Raw genomic sequence first — 18,067 nt, 5'->3', positions numbered from 1 at the left:
ATAAATCGTTATTTAATAGGTTTCTCAACCTTTTTCATTACAGCTGATTTCTTAGCTAACTTCATCAAAGAATCAGCCCCTACGCCTGATAAACCTCCTGCGGCATCAACGTAAAACACTTCAACGCGAACCTGTCCAATTCCTTGATGAATAATGCCTAACTCCCTTGCTGCTACTCGAGATAAATCAATAATTCTTCCTTTAACAAAAGGGCCTCTATCATTAATCTTTACAATAACTTTCCTCCCATTACGCAAATTTGTTACTAACGCATACGAGTTCATTGGTAATGTCTTATGTGCTGCAGTATAGCGGTTAGGATCATAGCGTTCTCCACTAGATGTTTTCCGTCCAGTAAATTTATTATGGTAATAACTCGCTTTCCCTATCTTAGTATATTCTTTAGCTATATTATAGGGTATTGTAGTATAACTTATTCCCTTCACTTTATAAGTACGGCTTTTATTTGAAATTTTATGATAAACCAATTTAGGGCCTTTGATGCCATATAATTTTTGAATTTCTACATTCTCAGCATTTATTACCGTACTAAATAAAGTAATTAATAATATAAAACAAATATTAATCAACTTACTGAGTATCATATTAAAATCTCCCATTCCCTAAATAATATTTATTAGATACAAGCAATTATGTCGTCTTTTTAAAAAAATGCTCTTTATGGGTATGAATGGACATAATCAGCCCAAACCCAGCCATTAGGGTAACAAACGACGTTCCACCATAGCTCACTAACGGCAGCGGCACGCCCACAACAGGCAGAATGCCGCTCACCATACCGATGTTTACGAAAACATAGACGAAGAAAATCAGCGTCAATGCCCCTACCAGAGTTCGCCCAAAAGCGTTTTGTGCATTCACGCCGATGATTAATCCTCTTGCCACAATAAACAGATACAAAAACATTAAGATTGCAAAGCCCACTATTCCGTGTTCTTCACTTAGCACCGCGAAAATAAAATCCGTGTGCGGTTCGGGCAAAAATTCCAGTTGGGATTGCGTGCCTTGCATCCAGCCTTTGCCCCAAATGCCTCCAGAGCCAATGGCAATTTTCGATTGCAAAATATGATAGCCCGCACCGAGTGGATCTTTTTCAGGATCGAGCAAGGTCAGCACCCTTGTGCGTTGGTAATCGTGCATTAAATAGAACCACATAATGGGGATAAAACCTGCTAAGCCCACGACGGCGATAGAAATCAGCCACCAGCTCATTCCTGCCAAGAAAACCACAAATAGCCCCGATGCACTCACCAAAATAGACGTGCCTAAATCGGGCTGAATTGCCACAAGTAGCGTGGGAACGATGATGATAAACAGGGCAATAAAGGTGTCTTTCAAACTCGGCGGTAACGCTCGCTTGCCTAAAAACACCGCTACCATTAACGGTACGGCAAGTTTGACAATTTCTGACGGCTGAAAACGGAATAAGCCTAAATCAAGCCAACGCTGCGCCCCTTTACTGGTTGTGCCGACTAAATCTACCAAAATCAGCAACACCAGCCCGATTCCAAATACATAAGGGGCAATGCCTTGATAAAAACGCGGGGAAAATTGTGCCATTACCAGCATTACCACAAAGCCAAGCACTACTTGAATAATGCGGTTGCGGAACATTATTTCATTCGCCCCAGAGGCACTATATAAAATAAACAGCCCGCCGCCAGAAATAATCAGCAAGCCCAGAAAAAGCCACAGATCAATATGCAAACGTTGCCACAGGCTCTGCCAACCTTTTTTCTCACTCATTTGTTTTCTCCTGATTGTGCTGCATAGCTGGCGTCGCCGACACGAGCATAGCGTCCGTTGAAGGGGTGGAAGATGTGGAAGAAGAAAGTGCGGTGCGATTTTCCATTGCATTAACTTGCGGAAGACGTACGTTCAAATAATAATCCATAATCTCTCTCACCACAGGCCCCGCATTGCTACCGCCGCCGCCCGCATTTTCTAAAATGACGGCAACTACTAACTTCGGATCTTCGTAAGGGGCATAGCCAATAAACCACGCGTGATCGTGTAATTCTTTCACCAAAGATTTCGCATTATAGGTTTGGTTTTCTTTCAAGCTGAACACTTGTGCCGTTCCCGATTTGCCCGCAACTTGGAAATGGGTATTCACAAAGGCTTTGCGAGCCGTGCCGTTACTGGCATTTACCACGTTATACATTCCGCGTTTTGCCAATGCCCAGTAATTCGGCTTCGGCTCGTCAATATCGGGATATAATAGCGGGTCTTTATAAGGAACAAACTGCGAGCCTTCCACGCCTTTCATCAAGTGCGGTGTGTTTACCTTGCCATTATTCACCAAAATCGCTAAGGCTTTCGCCACTTGTAACGGGGTTGCCGTCCAATAGCCCTGCCCGATACCAACTGAAATGGTATCACCCTGCAACCAAGATTTTTTATAGCGTTTTTGCTTCCATTCACGCGACGGCATTATGCCCGCCGTTTCTTCTTTAATATCAATCCCTGTCGGTAGCCCAAAGCCGAATTTATTCATTGCCTGCGATAGGCGATCTATCCCCATATTATAAGCGAGCTGATAGAAATAGGTGTCTGAAGACTCCGCAATGGCTTTGTTTAGATCCGTGTAACCATGTCCCGATTTTTTCCAATCGCGGAAGCGTTTTGTGGTGTTGGGCAACACCCAATAACCGGGATCAAACACAGTGGTGCTTGGCGTGATGACATTATCCTGCAAGCCTGACACCGCAATAAACGGCTTCACCGTAGAAGCTGGCGGGTACGCCCCTTGCGTTGCACGGCTATACAGTGGGCGTTGCGGATCTTGCAATAAGCGTTGATAATCATTGCTCGAAATGCCATCAACAAAAAGATTGTTGTCATAACTCGGCACTGATACCATCGCCAGAATACTGCTGTCTTTCGGATCTAGCACCACTGCTGCCCCTTTTCGCCCTGCAAGCAAATCGGTGATGTAGCGTTGCAGTTCCAAATCAATGGTTAAATGAATGCTCTTGCCTGCCACGGCGGGTTGTTCACGCAATTTGCGGATCACCTTACCGCGATTGTTAATTTCCACTTCCTCAAAGCCCACTTCGCCGTGCAGCTCATCTTCATAGTAGCGTTCAATGCCTAATTTGCCGATATTTTGCGATCCCGAATAATTGGCATATTTTTCTTCTTTTTTCAGGCGTTCCACATCTTTATCATTGATTTTCGCCACATAGCCCAAAATGTGGGTGAGGGGTTCGCCGTACAAATAATGGCGTTTAAAATAAGGCTTCACCGATAGACTTGGGAATTGGTATTGGTTCACCGCAAAGCGGGCGATCTGCTCTTCGGTTAAATTCGGCTTGAGCAAAATGGAGGTATAACGCGAAGAACGACGGCGTTCCTTCGTAAAATTGGCGATGTCTTCATCAGTTAGCCCCACAAGTCGCTTTAATTGTTCAAAAGTGCGGTCTAAATTTTCCACCTTTTCTGGCACGATGTATAAGCCAAAAAAGGTTAAATTTTCCGCTAATAATTTGCCGTAGCGATCATAAATTAAACCGCGAGTTGGCGGAATGGGCAATAATTTAATGCGGTTGCCGTTAGAACGGGTTTGATAGGTTTCATAATTCACCACTTCAAGATGATACAAATTAGTGAACAAAATTGCAGACAGCCCCAACACGCTAAGGAAAGACACCAAGGCACGGCGAATAAACAGGTTTTTCTCCGCTTTTTTGTCGCGGATAGGCTCAACCGCAGAAGCTGAAAGCAATTTTTTTAAATCCATTGATTACTCTCGATGATAAGGGTGATTGGTGGTAATCGACCAAGCACGATACAGGCTTTCTGCCACCACCACACGCACTAACGGATGGGGCAAGGTGAGGGGCGAAAGCGACCAACTTTGCTCCGCCGCGGCTTTGCACTCTGGCGACAAGCCCTCAGGCCCGCCGATGAGCAAGCACAGATCGCGTCCGTCATTTTTCCAGCCCTCGAGCTGTTGGGCGAGCTGTTCCGTTGTCCAAGGCTTGCCTGGAATATCCAAGGTAACGATTTTATTTCGCCCACAAGCTGCCAACATCGCCTTGCCCTCTTGCTCTAAAATACGCTTAATATCCGCGTTTTTGCCTCGCTTTCCCGCGGGGATTTCGATCAATTCAAAGGGCATATCTTTAGGGAAACGGCGTTGATATTCCTCAAAACCTGTGGTTACCCACGCGGGCATTTTTGTGCCAACGGCAATTAATTGGATTTTCATTTAGCCGCAAAGTTTTTCTAATTGGTACAGCTCACGGCTTTCCGCTTGCATAATATGCACCATCGCTTGCCCAAAATCGACCACCACCCAATCCGCTGTGGCACGCCCTTCTTCGCCGAAAGATTCAAAGCCCGCTTGTTTGCTTTCATCAATCAACTTTTGGGCGAGCGAGCTAATATGGCGGCTCGATGTCCCCGTGCAAATAATCATTGTGTCGGTTACGGAGGATTTTCCTTTTACATCTAAAGGCAAAATCTCGGTGGCTTTTAAGTCATCTAAAGTTTTTACTAAAAAATCTACTAAAGTTGTCATCGTTGTTTTTCTATAATCTATAAGGTATTCAAGGTTGTCTTTCAAAGTGGCTCATTCTAGCACGAGATAAAAAATAACGAAAAAAACACCGCACTTTTCACTACCGCCCCCCCTTTTTTCAAGTGCGGTATCAAAGTGCGGTGCTTTTTCGCCCCTGTTTTTTAAACCCTTAATACCGTTTTCTCATTGGCTTGCGATGGGGTGAATGTGTTGTTTTGACCGTGCGTTTGCGATAAGGTTTCGGTAAATTTGTCAATAATGCCTCAGGATCATACTGGCTCACGGGGATCGAATGCCCGATGTATTCCTCAATGGCAGGCAGATTCATCGCATATTCTTCGCAAGCAAAGCTGATGGAAACCCCACTTTCACCCGCCCGCCCCGTGCGTCCGATGCGGTGTACATAGTCTTCACGATCATCAGGCAGATCATAGTTGAAAACGTGGGTAACTTCAGGGATATGCAACCCGCGTGCGGCAACGTCTGTCGCCACTAAAATATCCAACTGCCCTGAGGTAAATTGTTGCAACAGAGCAAGGCGTTTTTTCTGTGCCACATCGCCCGTGAGCAAGCCAACACGATGTTTATCCGCAGCCAAATAGCCCCAAATTTCTTCGCAACGGTGTTTGGTGTTGGCAAAAATAATGCAACGCCCTGGCCATTCTTCTTCCAAAAGCGTCATCAACAATGCCATTTTGTCTTGATTTGAGGGATAAAACAGCTCTTCTTTAATGCGATGCCCCGTTTTCTGCAACGGCTCAACTTCCACATATTCGGGATCATTCATATCTTCAAATGCCAGCTCTCGCACCTTATAAGAGAGGGTGGCGGAAAACAGCATTGTCAAACGCTGAGCAGGGGCTGGGCATTTGCGTAGTAAATAGCGAATGTCCTTAATAAAGCCGAGATCGAACATTCGATCCGCTTCGTCAAGCACCACCACTTCAATTTCATTTAAGCAGATAATGCCTTGTTTCACATAATCAATTACCCGCCCCGTTGTGCCGATTAAAATATCAATGCCCTGTTCGATGACTTTCAGTTGCTTATCATAACCATCGCCACCATAAGCCAGCCCCATTTTTAGCCCTGTGGCTTGAGATAATTTTTCCGCGTCATTGCTGATTTGCACTGCCAGCTCTCGTGTTGGGGCTAAAATCAACGCACGCGGTGAAGTGGCTGAGGAATGAGAGGTAGCACTTAATAAATGATGAAAGGTGGCAGTTAAAAACGCCATTGTTTTCCCTGTGCCTGTTTGAGCTTGCCCAGCCACATCACGCCCCGCAAGGGTGATTGGCAGGGATAAAGCTTGAATGGGGGTGCAATACTCAAACCCGTTTTGTTGTAAACATTGTTGAATAATCGGATTTAATGGCAGATCAGCAAAGCGTTGCTGAGATAAATGATTCGTTTGCATAATAAAATTTCTCGCTAAAAATTGCCCTAAGCATAGCACGAAGGCAAAAAATTCCCAAAGAAAGCACCGCACTTTTGGATTTTTTTCCGCAAAATATAGACAGTTGCACAATTTAATGATAAGTTTACGCCCATTCAACATTAATTAATCAAACATCTCAACCAATAATTCATTTCTAATTTAAACTTTTCAATTATGCATTTAACAGAACTAAAAAATACGCCCGTTTCTGATCTTGTGAAACTCGGCGAAGAACAAATGGGCTTAGAAAATCTCGCCCGTTTACGCAAACAAGATATTGTATTTGCCATCTTAAAACAGCACGCCAAAAGCGGTGAAGACATTTTCGGTGGCGGTGTCTTAGAAATTTTGCCTGACGGCTTTGGCTTCTTGCGTTCCGCAGACAGCTCATACCTCGCAGGCCCCGATGATATTTATGTTTCACCAAGTCAAATCCGCCGCTTCAACTTACAAACAGGGGATAAGATTGAAGGGAAAATTCGCCCACCCAAAGAAGGCGAACGCTATTTTGCCCTCCTCAAAGTTGATCGCGTTAATGATGACAAACCTGAAGTTTCCCGCAGTAAAATCCTATTTGAAAATCTCACCCCACTTCACGCTAATTCCCGTTTAAGAATGGAACGTGGTAACGGCTCAACGGAAGATTTAACAGCACGTATTTTAGATCTCGCGTCTCCAATCGGGAAAGGACAGCGTGGTTTGATTGTTGCCCCACCAAAAGCAGGGAAAACAATGTTGCTACAAAATATCGCGCAAAGTATCACCCATAACTACCCTGAATGCGTGCTTATCGTGCTACTTATTGACGAACGCCCTGAAGAGGTTACCGAAATGCAGCGTTCAGTAAAAGGCGAAGTGATCGCCTCAACCTTTGATGAGCCCGCTTCTCGCCACGTTCAAGTTGCGGAAATGGTAATCGAAAAAGCCAAACGCCTTGTAGAACATAAAAAAGACGTGGTGATTTTATTAGATAGTATCACCCGCCTTGCTCGTGCCTACAACACCGTAACCCCTGCGTCAGGTAAAATTTTATCGGGCGGGGTAGATGCCAATGCCTTACATCGCCCAAAACGTTTCTTCGGTGCGGCACGTAATGTCGAAGAAGGCGGCAGCCTCACCATTATCGCCACCGCGTTGGTAGATACGGGGTCAAAAATGGACGAAGTAATCTTTGAAGAGTTCAAAGGAACGGGGAATATGGAACTTCACCTCTCCCGCAAAATTGCTGAAAAACGCGTCTTCCCTGCCATTGATTTCAACCGCTCAGGCACGCGTAAAGAAGACCTCCTCACCACCCCAGACGAACTACAAAAAATGTGGATTCTACGCAAAATCCTTAACCCAATGGGCGAAGTGGAAGCAATGGAATTCCTCATTGATAAATTAATGGTCGCCAAAACCAACGATGAATTTTTTGAAATAATGAAACGTTCGTAGGTTTGATTATAAAAATCTTGCAATAATGCAAGATTTAAGACTGCAGACAAAGATGTAGCTTTTGTCTGCAGTTTAAAATGATAGGGGATCACATTTCTATTTTTTCATAGAACTTCCGATTTTACACCGCACTTAGTTATTTCGCCTCCATTTAGCGAATAACGATAACGCAGATGAATAATTAAAAACACATTATACTGAACAATGTAAAAACACCACCAACTATTCCTATGTAAGATAAACCTAGATGCTGCATAACTTGATTGCCAAGTAACGCACCACTACCAATGCCAATATTATAAATACCAGAAAAAATGGCCATAGCAACATCTGTAGCATCTGGAGCAAGCTGTAAAATACGAATTTGCAAACTCAAACCAATTCCAGCAATACCAATTCCCCAGATTAATACGAGTGGATAAGTAAAAGCTGAATTTTTTTTCAAAAGCCATAACGAAAATAAGGAATACGTTAGTAGGAGCATTGCAAATAACAAAAACTTTGCTGGTCCCAAACGGTAAAAACGGCTAAATAAAATACTCGCGATCATTCCTGCACAACCAAACAGTAATAAAATCAATGTTGTTTCTGATGCGGAAATATTCACTTCTTGAATCATAAAAGGTTCAATATAGCTGTACGCTATAAAGTGTGCGGAGATCACAATAGCAGTAAGAACAAATAACCCCACTAGCAAAGGCCGTTGAAATAATATTGGTACGCTTTTTAGTGTCCCAGCATTTTTGCTCACTAAGTACGGTAATAATTTATACAAAAATATTAAGACAACAAAGGCTACAATACCAATCACGCCAAAAGTTATTCTCCACCCTAACCATTGACCAATCATACGTCCTAATGGTAATCCTAATACCATTGCTAAAGCACTTCCCATTGCTAACAAACCAAGTGCTTGTGCTTTTTTATCTCTTGGAGCAAGACGTACCGTAAGTGATGCAGTAATAGCCCAAAAAATAGAATGAGATATAGCAATACCAATACGAGAAATCACCAAAATCTGAAAATTCCACGCAATGCAAGATAGTATATGGCTAAGGATAAATAGAATAAATAATTTAATAAGTAAACCACGCCGTTCAATCTTGGCGGTTAACAACATAAAAGGTAAGGAGAGTAAAGAAACAATCCACGCATAAATAGTAATGATTAACCCTGTTTGGCTCACAGACATTTGAAAACTTTCTGCAATATCCGATAATAAAGCAACAGGAAGAAACTCTGTTGTGTTAAAAATAAAAGCGGAAAACGCCATACAAAGAACACGCCAGAATTTCACACGACGAACAATTTTTGGAGATAACATTTTGCACTAAAGCTAGAAAAGAGGTCGCCATTTTAGCATAGAAGTTTATGCTTTTGTTCAATGAAAATGCTGCTTAAGGAGATCTTTCAGCTGTGTTTTCAACTCTTTTGGAGAACCAATTTGATATTGAGGAGAGTGACAATCCCCAAAGAAATGTAACGGCAAACGAAAGTTTTGATATTTTTTTTCACGCAGATTAAGAGTAACAAGAAAATCGCATTGTTGTTTGTTTTGTTCTATTATACCTTGCCCTGTCAATTGGAAATAACGATCTCGCAGTTGTAAATCCTGCCATTGCATTTTTTGCTTATCCCAACTTAATGTCGCTGTTAGTTGTTCAAAAGGCGAGTCATTTTGCACATTTTGCTGTTCATAATTAATCGGTAAATGTCTTGTGATGATAGAAAATAAATTAATATTTTTCATCTTGCCATTCATAACCTCCAAATTAAACCGCCCTTTATCAATTTGTAGATCACTAAAATACATTTCACCATTAAGATTTGTCTTTCCTATTACTAACGCGGGTAATTTAAACAGGGCTAGCCATTGTTCTAAAGCAATATTTTGTGCAGAAACCTGTAAATGTGGCTGAGTTCTAGAAAATTCAAAATCTAAGCTGCCTTGCGATAAAAAATCCCCCTTCCCTTTAATTAAGTGCGGTTGAAAATCAATGAGGATTTTTCCCTGCTGAAAAGGTATTTCATTAATAAAAAAATCATCAAAACTCACCCCATAATAGTGCTTATAATCTTGTATTTCATTATATAAATTGCCTTGTTTTAAACGAAATACCATTTTATCCATATCACCATAAATTGGGTGTTCAAACCTCCACTGTCCAGATAACTGATTAAATCTCAATCCATTATTTAATAACTGGAATTTCCCCTGTACATTCATTTGGCTAACCAAGTTTTGCATATTTACACTAAATGCCATTTGCACAGGACTCTCCAAATTTAATGGTATATCCTGCGATAAAGCGGTAAATAAATGGGAAATATACTGCCAAGAAAGCTCAATAGGTTTTAAATTCAAATTTAATATTTTCCATTGAGAATCCGCTAACCCTCCGTTATATAACTGAATTTCATTAAGTTGGATATCACCACTAAGCAAGGTTTTCATATTTACATCAAGAACAATTTTTTCGAAAAAAAACCATCGTCCATTTTGTTGAAACTGCACTTGATGTAAAGATAACTGGGTAGGAAAAAGGTGACTTTCAACTTCTACTACTTGGATTCTATTTTCTGCAAGATAAGTAGAAAGCTGTGTATTTAAGTGAGATTTCTGCCAAAAAAGAAAGCAAAGTCCCGCAAGTAATATACTTATTAATACTAGTGCTTTCTTTTTCATAACTTATTTGTCCTTGTCAATACGACTAGCAACAGCATTTTGCTGATCTTTATACTTAGCATCTTGACGACGGTTATAAGGTCGTGCTGCTATACCACTTAGCACTTCAAAACTCAACGCACCAATGACCATTTTCGGTCGTAACGCTAAAGGTAATTTACCCGAGTTAAAAAATTCCAACACAATACGACCGTTCCAACCTGGATCAATGCGGTGAGCCGTAACATGTACCATTAATCCCAAACGAGCAAGAGAAGAACGCCCATCTAACCAACCAATAATATTAGCCGGCAAAGACACTGCTTCAAATGTTGTCGCTAGTGCCAATTCTCCAGGATGAAGAAAAAACGCCTCTCCATCCTCAACCAAAATTTCATCACTCATTACCGCTTCAAGTTGAGCAGAAACCTCTGCTTTAGGCCCGCTTAAATCAATATAAGCTGCACTATACTCGCGGAATACACGAAATGAATTCCCTAATCGAACATCAACCGTTGCACCATTAATTTTATCATTACTAGGACGCGGAAAAAGAGTAATAATACCTTCATCTAAATAACGTTCAATATCTAAATCACATAGCCTCATTTTCTATCCTTACTTTTTTTCCAAAAGTTGCATAATCTGTGCCTTTAATATATTAATTGCAATACGATTTTTTCCCCCTCTCGGTACAACAATATCAGCATATTGCTTAGAGGGTTCAATAAACTGCAAAAACATTGGACGAACAGTTTCTCTGTACTGATCTATAACCGATTGCAACGAACGTCCTCTTTCTTCCATATCCCGTTTTAAACGACGAATAAAACAAATATCTAAAGGAGTATCTACAAATACCGAAATACTTGCCTCTTTACGGATCCGTTCATCAGTAAGTAATAATATCCCTTCTAAAATAATAACCTTTTTAGGATTAAACGGCGTTACTTGCTTTGTCCTCGTATGTTCCACATAACTATATACCGGAATATCTACTGATTTACCTTCTTTCAATGCCCGCAAATGCTGTAACAACAAATCACGATCCATTGAATTAGGATGATCATAATTAGTTTTAATACGCTCTTGAAAATCTAAATGAGTTTGATCTTTATAATAACTATCTTCCGAGATAATACCGATATCTTCACAGCTTAGCTCATTACGAAGCTCTTCGTGAATTGTAGAAGCAATAAGGCTTTTTCCAGAAGCTGAAGCTCCCGCAATAACAATAATGATACAAGATTCTGACATAAAATAGCTCAACTAGACACATATAATAATACTAAAATTATAAATAAAATTTTTCATTTTTGATAATAATTTAATCTCGTTCTAAGAAATAAAATAAGAAGTTACTCAACTTTATAGGATACATACAATAGAAATTCACCTAAAATTTATTTTTTCATAGATAAATCAAAATTTTATCTTTATTATCAATATTTTTTTTGCTATAACAGCTTACCAAATTTAAAAAGTACTCTGCCAAACAAATGATAAATAAATTGCCTAAATTTCTAGATAATAGCCTATTTTGGGTCCTATTTGCCCTAATTGGTTTTATTTTCTTACCATCTATGGCCTTACAATATGGACTGCTTGACTCTTCATTTGAAGAAATTTATAAGTCAATGGGGTGGCATAGCGTGAATATCAGCTGGATTTGGTTTGGTGGATTATTGCTTTTTCCCTTATATTTATACGTTTATAAAAAACGAACGCTATATCACCAAGGACTTACAGAATTTTATATCTCACTGGTGCTTTTTTTATTTATTATCATTTCAGCAAAATTAACAGAATTTAATCTAGGATATGCCACTTTTGTGATGATCCTAAGTTTGATTGCTATTGCGACAAATGGGCTTGTAAAAATGAGAATACTACAAGGAGATAAATTTATTATTTTATCTTTAATTTGTATTATTTTAATTGTTACATGCTTTATCATTTATCCAGCGATAATGCTTTTAATTTCAATACATTATGACTCGAATGAATTCACCTCGCTCCAATTTGTCACATATCTGAACAAATCTTACATTCTCCGTCTTATAATTAACTCTCTTAGCGTATCAATATCAGTAGGAATACTATCCACTTTATTTGGACTGATATTAGCACTCTATACCACTCGAATTGCTAAACATAATCTCATTATTAGTAAAATATTTTCAATTCTACCAATAATAACTCCCCCCTTTGTTATAGGATTAGGAATAATATTGATGCTAGGAAGAACAGGCTATATAACAGAACTGTTCATTGAATATCTTGGCTTTAATAATAATTGGTTATATGGTTTCACTGGTATCACAATTGCACATACATTAGCATTCACTCCATTAGCATTTATGATTTTAGAAGGAGCGTTAAGAACTATCCATCCGTCTATTGAAGAAGCGGCTTATAGTTTAGGTGCTAGCCCCTATCAAGTGTTATTACATATCCTTTTTCCTTTACTAAAACCAGCATTTGCCAACGCATTCCTTGTAATAACGATCCAATCTTTAGCTGATTTTAGCACTCCTCTCATACTGGGAGGTAATTTCGATGTTATTTCATCACAGATCTATTTATACATTACTGGTTCACAACTTGACTATACATCTGCGAGTATACTAGGAAGTTTTCTACTCCTATTCTCACTAATTATCTTTATTACCCAATATTTATGGATTCGCAACCGTTCTTACACTAGTATTTCCGGAAAATCATCTTACTGGAATATACAAGATCTCCCATTCTGCATTAAGATATTAGTAATATCGACTTTTTTAGGATGGAGTTTATTTAATGCTTTATTATATGGCAGTATATTTTATGGCAGCTTCACAAAAAGTTGGGGAATAGATTATACATTTACGCTCAATAATTACTTAATATTATTTGGACAGGGATTCCAAAATGGTGCTTGGCCCTCACTAATTAATACTATACTTTTTTCCATTATTGCTGCACCACTGAGTACAATATTAGGTTTCCTCATCGCTTATATCACCACTAGATGTGATTTTAAAGGGAAAAAATCTCTTGAACTATTGGTCTTACTTTGCTTTTCCATACCTGGAACAGTAATTGGATTATCCTATATCATTGCCTTTAACGATGCTCCAATTTATCTTATTGGAAGCAGTACTATTATTATAACTTCGATGATAATACGCAATATACCTATAGGAATGCGTACAGCAATAGCAAGTTTAAAACAGATAGATAAATCACTTGAAGAAGCCTCTATGTCACTAACGGCTAATTCATTGCATACGATTAAACACATCATATTCCCACTTATTAAACCAACTTTATTCGCCGCACTAACGAGCAGTTTTGTCAGATCAATGACTACAGTTAGTGCTATCATATTCTTAGTTACTACGGATACCCGTGTTGCTACATCTTATATATTAAACCGTGTAGAAGATGGTGAATACGGCATAGCAACATCTTATGGTGCAATGCTTATTTTAGTAATGATTCTAATTATTTTATTATTTGAATGGGCTATGAGAAACACATATACATCTTATTTCAAAGCTAAAATAATGAACTCATAAGGTTGCGTAATGAACAATGAAAATTTTTTACTATTAAAAAATATAACTAAAAGCTTTGACCAAGCTACTATACTACAGGATTTTAGTCTTTCCATTAAACAAGGTAAAATGGTAACCTTACTAGGCCCTTCTGGCTGTGGGAAAACCACGCTGTTACGTATCATAGCCGGTCTTGACAGCCCCTCCTCTGGGCAAATTTTTATTGGTTCTCAAGACATTACTAAACTTCCTATTCAGAAGCGAAATATTGGGATCGTATTTCAATCTTATGCCCTTTTTCCCCATATGTCTATCGGTGAAAATGTTGGTTATGGTTTACATATTCAGGCAATATCAGCGGCAGAACGTAAAAAACGTATCCAAGAGGCATTAGAACTTGTCGATCTTTCAGGCTTTGAAAATCGTTATATAGATCAAGTTTCAGGAGGACAACAGCAACGCATAGCCCTTGCAAGAGCATTAATATTAAAACCCCAAATATTATTATTTGATGAACCACTTAGCAATCTTGATGCAAATTTACGTCATAGTATGCGTGAAAAAATTCGCGAGATACAACAACATTTTAACATCACCGCTCTATACGTTACCCATGATCAGAATGAAGCATTTGCCGTATCTGATGAAATTATCGTAATGGACAAAGGCAAGATAGTACAACAAGGCTCTGCTCAAAAATTATATCAATTTCCTAACTCAACATTTACTGCCAACTTTATGAGTGAGAATAATATTTTTGATGGAATATTAGAGGGGAATAGAATCAGTATAGGTAAATACACTTTTTCTTTCGTAAATGCGGAAAAATATGGTTTAACTAATGGAAACTGCCTCGTAGGAATACGCCCAGAAGCAATATACCTTTCAAAACGAGGCTATGACACACAATATTGCAAAATTCAACGGGCCATTTATATGGGAAGCCACTGGGAAATTATTGTTAAATGGCAAGGAAAAACACTTTTCATTCACATCCCCTCAAATCATTTTAATATACAAACAACCGAAGCCTACGTGAATTTTGCTGAACACGGAATTTTTTTGCTAAAAAAAGAGTAAGCTACCATAAAAATATACATAGAAATAGCTAGCCATTTCCGCCCTAAAAACAAAGACCACCTAGTCTCCTAGGTGGTCCTTTCTTATTCAAAACCTGGCGGTGTCCTACTCTCACATGGGAAATTCCCACACTACCATCGGCGTTACAGCGTTTCACTTCTAAGTTCGGCATGGATTTAGGTGGGTCCACTGCACTTTCGCCGCCAAGATAATTCTTTAAATTCTTTACATTCTTTATCTTTTCTATTCGTTCTTTACTTCTTTAACAAAAACAAGCCAAAACCCTTGAGCGTTGTATAGTTAAGCCTCTCGGGCAATTAGTACTGGTTAGCTCAACGGCTCACACCGCTTACACACCCAGCCTATCTACGTCGTCGTCTCCAACAACCCTTACTGACTTTAAGTCAGGGAGAACTCATCTTGAGGCAAGTTTCGTGCTTAGATGCTTTCAGCACTTATCTCTTCCGCATTTAGCTACCCAGCAGTGCCTCTGGCGAGACAACTGGTACACCAGTGATGCGTCCACTCCGGTCCTCTCGTACTAGGAGCAGCCCCTCTCAATTCTCCAACGCCCACGGCAGATAGGGACCGAACTGTCTCACGACGTTCTAAACCCAGCTCGCGTACCACTTTAAATGGCGAACAGCCATACCCTTGGGACCTACTTCAGCCCCAGGATGTGATGAGCCGACATCGAGGTGCCAAACACCGCCGTCGATATGAACTCTTGGGCGGTATCAGCCTGTTATCCCCGGAGTACCTTTTATCCGTTGAGCGATGGCCCTTCCATTCAGAACCACCGGATCACTATGACCTGCTTTCGCACCTGCTCGACTTGTCTGTCTCGCAGTTAAGCTTGCTTATACCATTGCACTAACCTGACGATGTCCGACCGTCATTAGCAAACCTTCGTGCTCCTCCGTTACTCTTTGGGAGGAGACCGCCCCAGTCAAACTACCCACCAGACACTGTCCGAGTACCCGTTTCAGGCACTTCGTTAGAACATCAAACGTTAAAGGGTGGTATTTCAACAACGACTCCACGATAACTGGCGTTACCGCTTCACAGTCTCCCACCTATCCTACACATCAAAATTCAAGGTTCAGTGTCAAGCTATAGTAAAGGTTCACGGGGTCTTTCCGTCTAGCCGCGGGTACACCGCATCTTCACGGCGATTTCAATTTCACTGAGTCTCGGGTGGAGACAGCCTGGCCATCATTATGCCATTCGTGCAGGTCGGAACTTACCCGACAAGGAATTTCGCTACCTTAGGACCGTTATAGTTACGGCCGCCGTTTACTGGGGCTTCGATCTGGAGCTTCTCTTTCGATTACACCATCAATTAACCTTCCAGCACCGGGCAGGCATCACACCCTATACGTCCACTTTCGTGTTTGCAGAGTGCTGTGTTTTTAATAAACAGTTGCAGCCAGCTGGTATCTTCGACCGGTTCAACCTTCGTGAGCAAGTCACTACAATCTACGCCGGCGCACCTTCTCCCGAAGTTACGGTGCTATTTTGCCTAGTTCCTTCACCCGAGTTCTCTCAAGCACCTGAGTATTCTCTACCTGACCACCTGTGTCGGTTTTCAGTACGGTTTAGTAAAGCCTGAAGCTTAGTGGCTTTTCCTGGAAGTGTGGTATCAGTTACTTCAGCACCTTAGTGCCTCGTCATCATCTCTCAGTGTTAACGGTGAGCCGGATTTGCCTAACTCACCCACCTACCAACTTAAACGACCATTTCCAACAGGTCGATAACCTAACCTTCTCCGTCCCCACATCGCAACTTTACCAAGTACGGGAATATTAACCCGTTTCCCATCGACTACGCTTTTCAGCCTCGCCTTAGGGGCCGACTCACCCTGCCCCGATTAACGTTGGACAGGAACCCTTGGTCTTCCGGCGAACGGGTTTTTCACCCGTTTTATCGTTACTTATGTCAGCATTCGCACTTGTGATACGTCCAGCAATCCTCTCGAACCACCTTCTTCCGCTTACACAACGCTCCCCTACCCAACAGACGTATCACTAATATCCCTCTTCGATTCTTTGCCATTACACTCAACGTGTTTTTCGCTTTACCCACTTGCTTCGCAAGTGGTTAATCGTTAAGGCGTATTAGTGATACGCCTGATGCCGCAGCTTCGGTACTATATTTTAGCCCCGTTACATCTTCCGTGCAGGCCGACTCGACTAGTGAGCTATTACGCTTTCTTTAAATGGTGGCTGCTTCTAAGCCAACATCCTAGCTGTCTAAGCCTTCCCACTTCGTTTCCCACTTAATATAGATTTTGGGACCTTAGCTGGCGGTCTGGGTTGTTTCCCTCTCCACGACGGACGTTAGCACCCGCCGTGTGTCTCCTGTGCATTACTCTTTGGTATTCGGAGTTTGCATCGGTTTGGTAACCCAGGATGGGCCCCTAGCCGAAACAGTGCTCTACCCCCAAAGGTATTCACACAAGGCTCTACCTAAATAGATTTCGGGGAGAACCAGCTATCTCCCGGTTTGATTGGCCTTTCACCCCCAGCCACAAGTCATCCGCTAATTTTTCAACATTAGTCGGTTCGGTCCTCCAGTTAGTGTTACCCAACCTTCAACCTGCCCATGGCTAGATCACCGGGTTTCGGGTCTATACCTTGCAACTCAACGCCCAGTTAAGACTCGGTTTCCCTTCGGCTCCCTTATTCAGTTAACCTCGCTACAAAATATAAGTCGCTGACCCATTATACAAAAGGTACGCAGTCACCCTTGCGGGCTCCCACTGCTTGTACGTACAGGGTTTCAGGTTCTATTTCACTCCCCTCACCGGGGTTCTTTTCGCCTTTCCTTCACAGTACTGGTTCACTATCGGTCAATCAGGAGTATTTAGCCTTGGAGGATGGTCCCCCCATCTTCAGACAGGATTCCTCGTGTCCCGCCCTACTTCTCGTAAGCTTAGTACCACAGCCTGGATTTTAAGTACGGGGCTATCACCCTGTGTCGCTTGCCTTCCCAGACAATTCCTCTATCTCTGCTGCTATTACTTACTGGCTCCTCCGCTTTCGCTCGCCGCTACTCACAGAATCTCGGTTGATTTCTTTTCCTCGGGGTACTTAGATGTTTCAGTTCTCCCGGTTCGCCTTACGAGGCTATTTTATTCACCTCGCAATGATAGGCTCTTCGCCTATCGGGTTTCCCCATTCGGACATCGTGGGTTAAACGCTTCTTATCAACTCACCCACGCTTTTCGCAGATTAGCACGTCCTTCTTCGCCTCTGATTGCCAAGGCATCCGCCCTGTACGCTTTCTCACTTAACTATACAACCTCAAGGATTTTTCCCCGAAGTTGTTCTCTCGTTGAGAACGCTTACTTGCTTTTG

Annotated in this window: 12 protein-coding genes, 2 rRNA genes and 1 pseudogene; 3 read left to right on the top strand and 12 right to left on the bottom strand. The window is 41.2% G+C overall.

What is annotated here, in order from left to right; genetic code table 11:
• Window positions 1-8: 8 nt before the first annotated feature.
• The 6 genes from DXZ23_RS12045 to rhlB all read right to left on the bottom strand — a co-directional run bounded on the left by DXZ23_RS12045 (window position 9) and on the right by rhlB (window position 5,963).
• Window positions 9-605 carry a septal ring lytic transglycosylase RlpA family protein gene (locus DXZ23_RS12045; protein WP_051185299.1) on the bottom strand — a complete coding sequence of 199 codons (597 nt, stop codon included), beginning with the start codon at window positions 603-605 and terminating at the stop codon, window positions 9-11.
• A gap of 46 nt (window positions 606-651) precedes the next feature.
• Complete coding sequence (gene rodA / locus DXZ23_RS12040; protein ID WP_017805629.1) at window positions 652-1,767, bottom strand: rod shape-determining protein RodA; 1,116 nt, start codon at window positions 1,765-1,767, stop codon at window positions 652-654.
• Complete coding sequence (gene mrdA / locus DXZ23_RS12035) at window positions 1,760-3,763, bottom strand: penicillin-binding protein 2 (protein ID WP_021724039.1); 2,004 nt, start codon at window positions 3,761-3,763, stop codon at window positions 1,760-1,762. Before mrdA ends, rodA begins: the two co-directional genes overlap by 8 nt.
• A 3-nt stretch (window positions 3,764-3,766) precedes the next feature.
• Complete coding sequence (rlmH, locus tag DXZ23_RS12030) at window positions 3,767-4,234, bottom strand: 23S rRNA (pseudouridine(1915)-N(3))-methyltransferase RlmH (protein ID WP_017805627.1); 468 nt, start codon at window positions 4,232-4,234, stop codon at window positions 3,767-3,769.
• Complete coding sequence (gene rsfS, locus DXZ23_RS12025; protein WP_017805626.1) at window positions 4,235-4,546, bottom strand: ribosome silencing factor; 312 nt, start codon at window positions 4,544-4,546, stop codon at window positions 4,235-4,237. It lies immediately after the preceding gene.
• A 169-nt stretch (window positions 4,547-4,715) separates the two neighbouring features.
• Window positions 4,716-5,963, bottom strand: a complete 1,248-nt coding sequence (gene rhlB, locus DXZ23_RS12020) for an ATP-dependent RNA helicase RhlB (RefSeq protein WP_103846566.1) — start codon at window positions 5,961-5,963, stop codon at window positions 4,716-4,718.
• Between the two features lie 195 nt (window positions 5,964-6,158).
• Between rhlB and rho the strand changes: the two genes are divergently transcribed.
• The gene (gene rho / locus DXZ23_RS12015; protein WP_017805624.1) at window positions 6,159-7,421 is read left to right on the top strand and encodes a transcription termination factor Rho; all 1,263 of its coding nucleotides are present in this window, start codon (window positions 6,159-6,161) and stop codon (window positions 7,419-7,421) included.
• Window positions 7,422-7,525: 104 nt separating this feature from the next.
• On the opposite strand, the pseudogene DXZ23_RS12010 reads toward rho, so the two are convergent.
• The 4 genes and pseudogenes from DXZ23_RS12010 to udk all read right to left on the bottom strand — a co-directional run bounded on the left by DXZ23_RS12010 (window position 7,526) and on the right by udk (window position 11,343).
• Window positions 7,526-8,745: pseudogene (locus DXZ23_RS12010) on the bottom strand (sugar transporter).
• Window positions 8,746-8,802: 57 nt separating this feature from the next.
• Window positions 8,803-10,107, bottom strand: coding sequence for a hypothetical protein (locus DXZ23_RS12005; protein WP_017805622.1), 1,305 nt, complete (start codon window positions 10,105-10,107; stop codon window positions 8,803-8,805).
• 3 nt (window positions 10,108-10,110) lie between these two features.
• Window positions 10,111-10,695 carry a dCTP deaminase gene (gene dcd / locus DXZ23_RS12000; RefSeq protein ID WP_017805621.1) on the bottom strand — a complete coding sequence of 195 codons (585 nt, stop codon included), beginning with the start codon at window positions 10,693-10,695 and terminating at the stop codon, window positions 10,111-10,113.
• A 9-nt stretch (window positions 10,696-10,704) separates the two neighbouring features.
• Complete coding sequence (gene udk, locus DXZ23_RS11995; RefSeq protein WP_017805620.1) at window positions 10,705-11,343, bottom strand: uridine kinase; 639 nt, start codon at window positions 11,341-11,343, stop codon at window positions 10,705-10,707.
• A 242-nt stretch (window positions 11,344-11,585) separates the two neighbouring features.
• Between udk and DXZ23_RS11990 the strand changes: the two genes are divergently transcribed.
• Together DXZ23_RS11990 and fbpC are read left to right on the top strand one after the other, a co-directional pair.
• The gene (locus DXZ23_RS11990) at window positions 11,586-13,649 is read left to right on the top strand and encodes an ABC transporter permease (protein ID WP_017805619.1); all 2,064 of its coding nucleotides are present in this window, start codon (window positions 11,586-11,588) and stop codon (window positions 13,647-13,649) included.
• A gap of 9 nt (window positions 13,650-13,658) precedes the next feature.
• Window positions 13,659-14,708 carry a ferric ABC transporter ATP-binding protein gene (fbpC, locus tag DXZ23_RS11985; RefSeq protein ID WP_017805618.1) on the top strand — a complete coding sequence of 350 codons (1,050 nt, stop codon included), beginning with the start codon at window positions 13,659-13,661 and terminating at the stop codon, window positions 14,706-14,708.
• A 92-nt stretch (window positions 14,709-14,800) separates the two neighbouring features.
• On the opposite strand, the gene rrf is transcribed toward fbpC, so the two are convergent.
• Window positions 14,801-14,916 (bottom strand): 5S ribosomal RNA (gene rrf / locus DXZ23_RS11980).
• Between the two features lie 88 nt (window positions 14,917-15,004).
• A 23S ribosomal RNA gene (locus DXZ23_RS11975) occupies window positions 15,005-18,005 on the bottom strand.
• Between the last annotated feature and the right edge of the window lie 62 nt (window positions 18,006-18,067).

Origin of the sequence: Avibacterium paragallinarum (assembly GCF_900450705.1) — a bacterium.
Lineage (GTDB): Bacteria > Pseudomonadota > Gammaproteobacteria > Enterobacterales > Pasteurellaceae > Avibacterium > Avibacterium paragallinarum.
This window is presented reverse-complemented; position numbering and strand designations above follow the sequence as displayed.

What these genes read in the sequence shown, in the direction of transcription:
- DXZ23_RS12045 (WP_051185299.1), bottom strand. Translation starts at nt 605, where the DNA reads ATGATACTCAGTAAGTTGATTAATATTTGTTTTATATTATTAATTACT.
- rodA (WP_017805629.1), bottom strand. Translation starts at nt 1,767, where the DNA reads ATGAGTGAGAAAAAAGGTTGGCAGAGCCTGTGGCAACGTTTGCATATT.
- mrdA (WP_021724039.1), bottom strand. Translation starts at nt 3,763, where the DNA reads ATGGATTTAAAAAAATTGCTTTCAGCTTCTGCGGTTGAGCCTATCCGC.
- rlmH (WP_017805627.1), bottom strand. Translation starts at nt 4,234, where the DNA reads ATGAAAATCCAATTAATTGCCGTTGGCACAAAAATGCCCGCGTGGGTA.
- rsfS (WP_017805626.1), bottom strand. Translation starts at nt 4,546, where the DNA reads ATGACAACTTTAGTAGATTTTTTAGTAAAAACTTTAGATGACTTAAAA.
- rhlB (WP_103846566.1), bottom strand. Translation starts at nt 5,963, where the DNA reads ATGCAAACGAATCATTTATCTCAGCAACGCTTTGCTGATCTGCCATTA.
- rho (WP_017805624.1), top strand. Translation starts at nt 6,159, where the DNA reads ATGCATTTAACAGAACTAAAAAATACGCCCGTTTCTGATCTTGTGAAA.
- DXZ23_RS12005 (WP_017805622.1), bottom strand. Translation starts at nt 10,107, where the DNA reads ATGAAAAAGAAAGCACTAGTATTAATAAGTATATTACTTGCGGGACTT.
- dcd (WP_017805621.1), bottom strand. Translation starts at nt 10,695, where the DNA reads ATGAGGCTATGTGATTTAGATATTGAACGTTATTTAGATGAAGGTATT.
- udk (WP_017805620.1), bottom strand. Translation starts at nt 11,343, where the DNA reads ATGTCAGAATCTTGTATCATTATTGTTATTGCGGGAGCTTCAGCTTCT.
- DXZ23_RS11990 (WP_017805619.1), top strand. Translation starts at nt 11,586, where the DNA reads ATGATAAATAAATTGCCTAAATTTCTAGATAATAGCCTATTTTGGGTC.
- fbpC (WP_017805618.1), top strand. Translation starts at nt 13,659, where the DNA reads ATGAACAATGAAAATTTTTTACTATTAAAAAATATAACTAAAAGCTTT.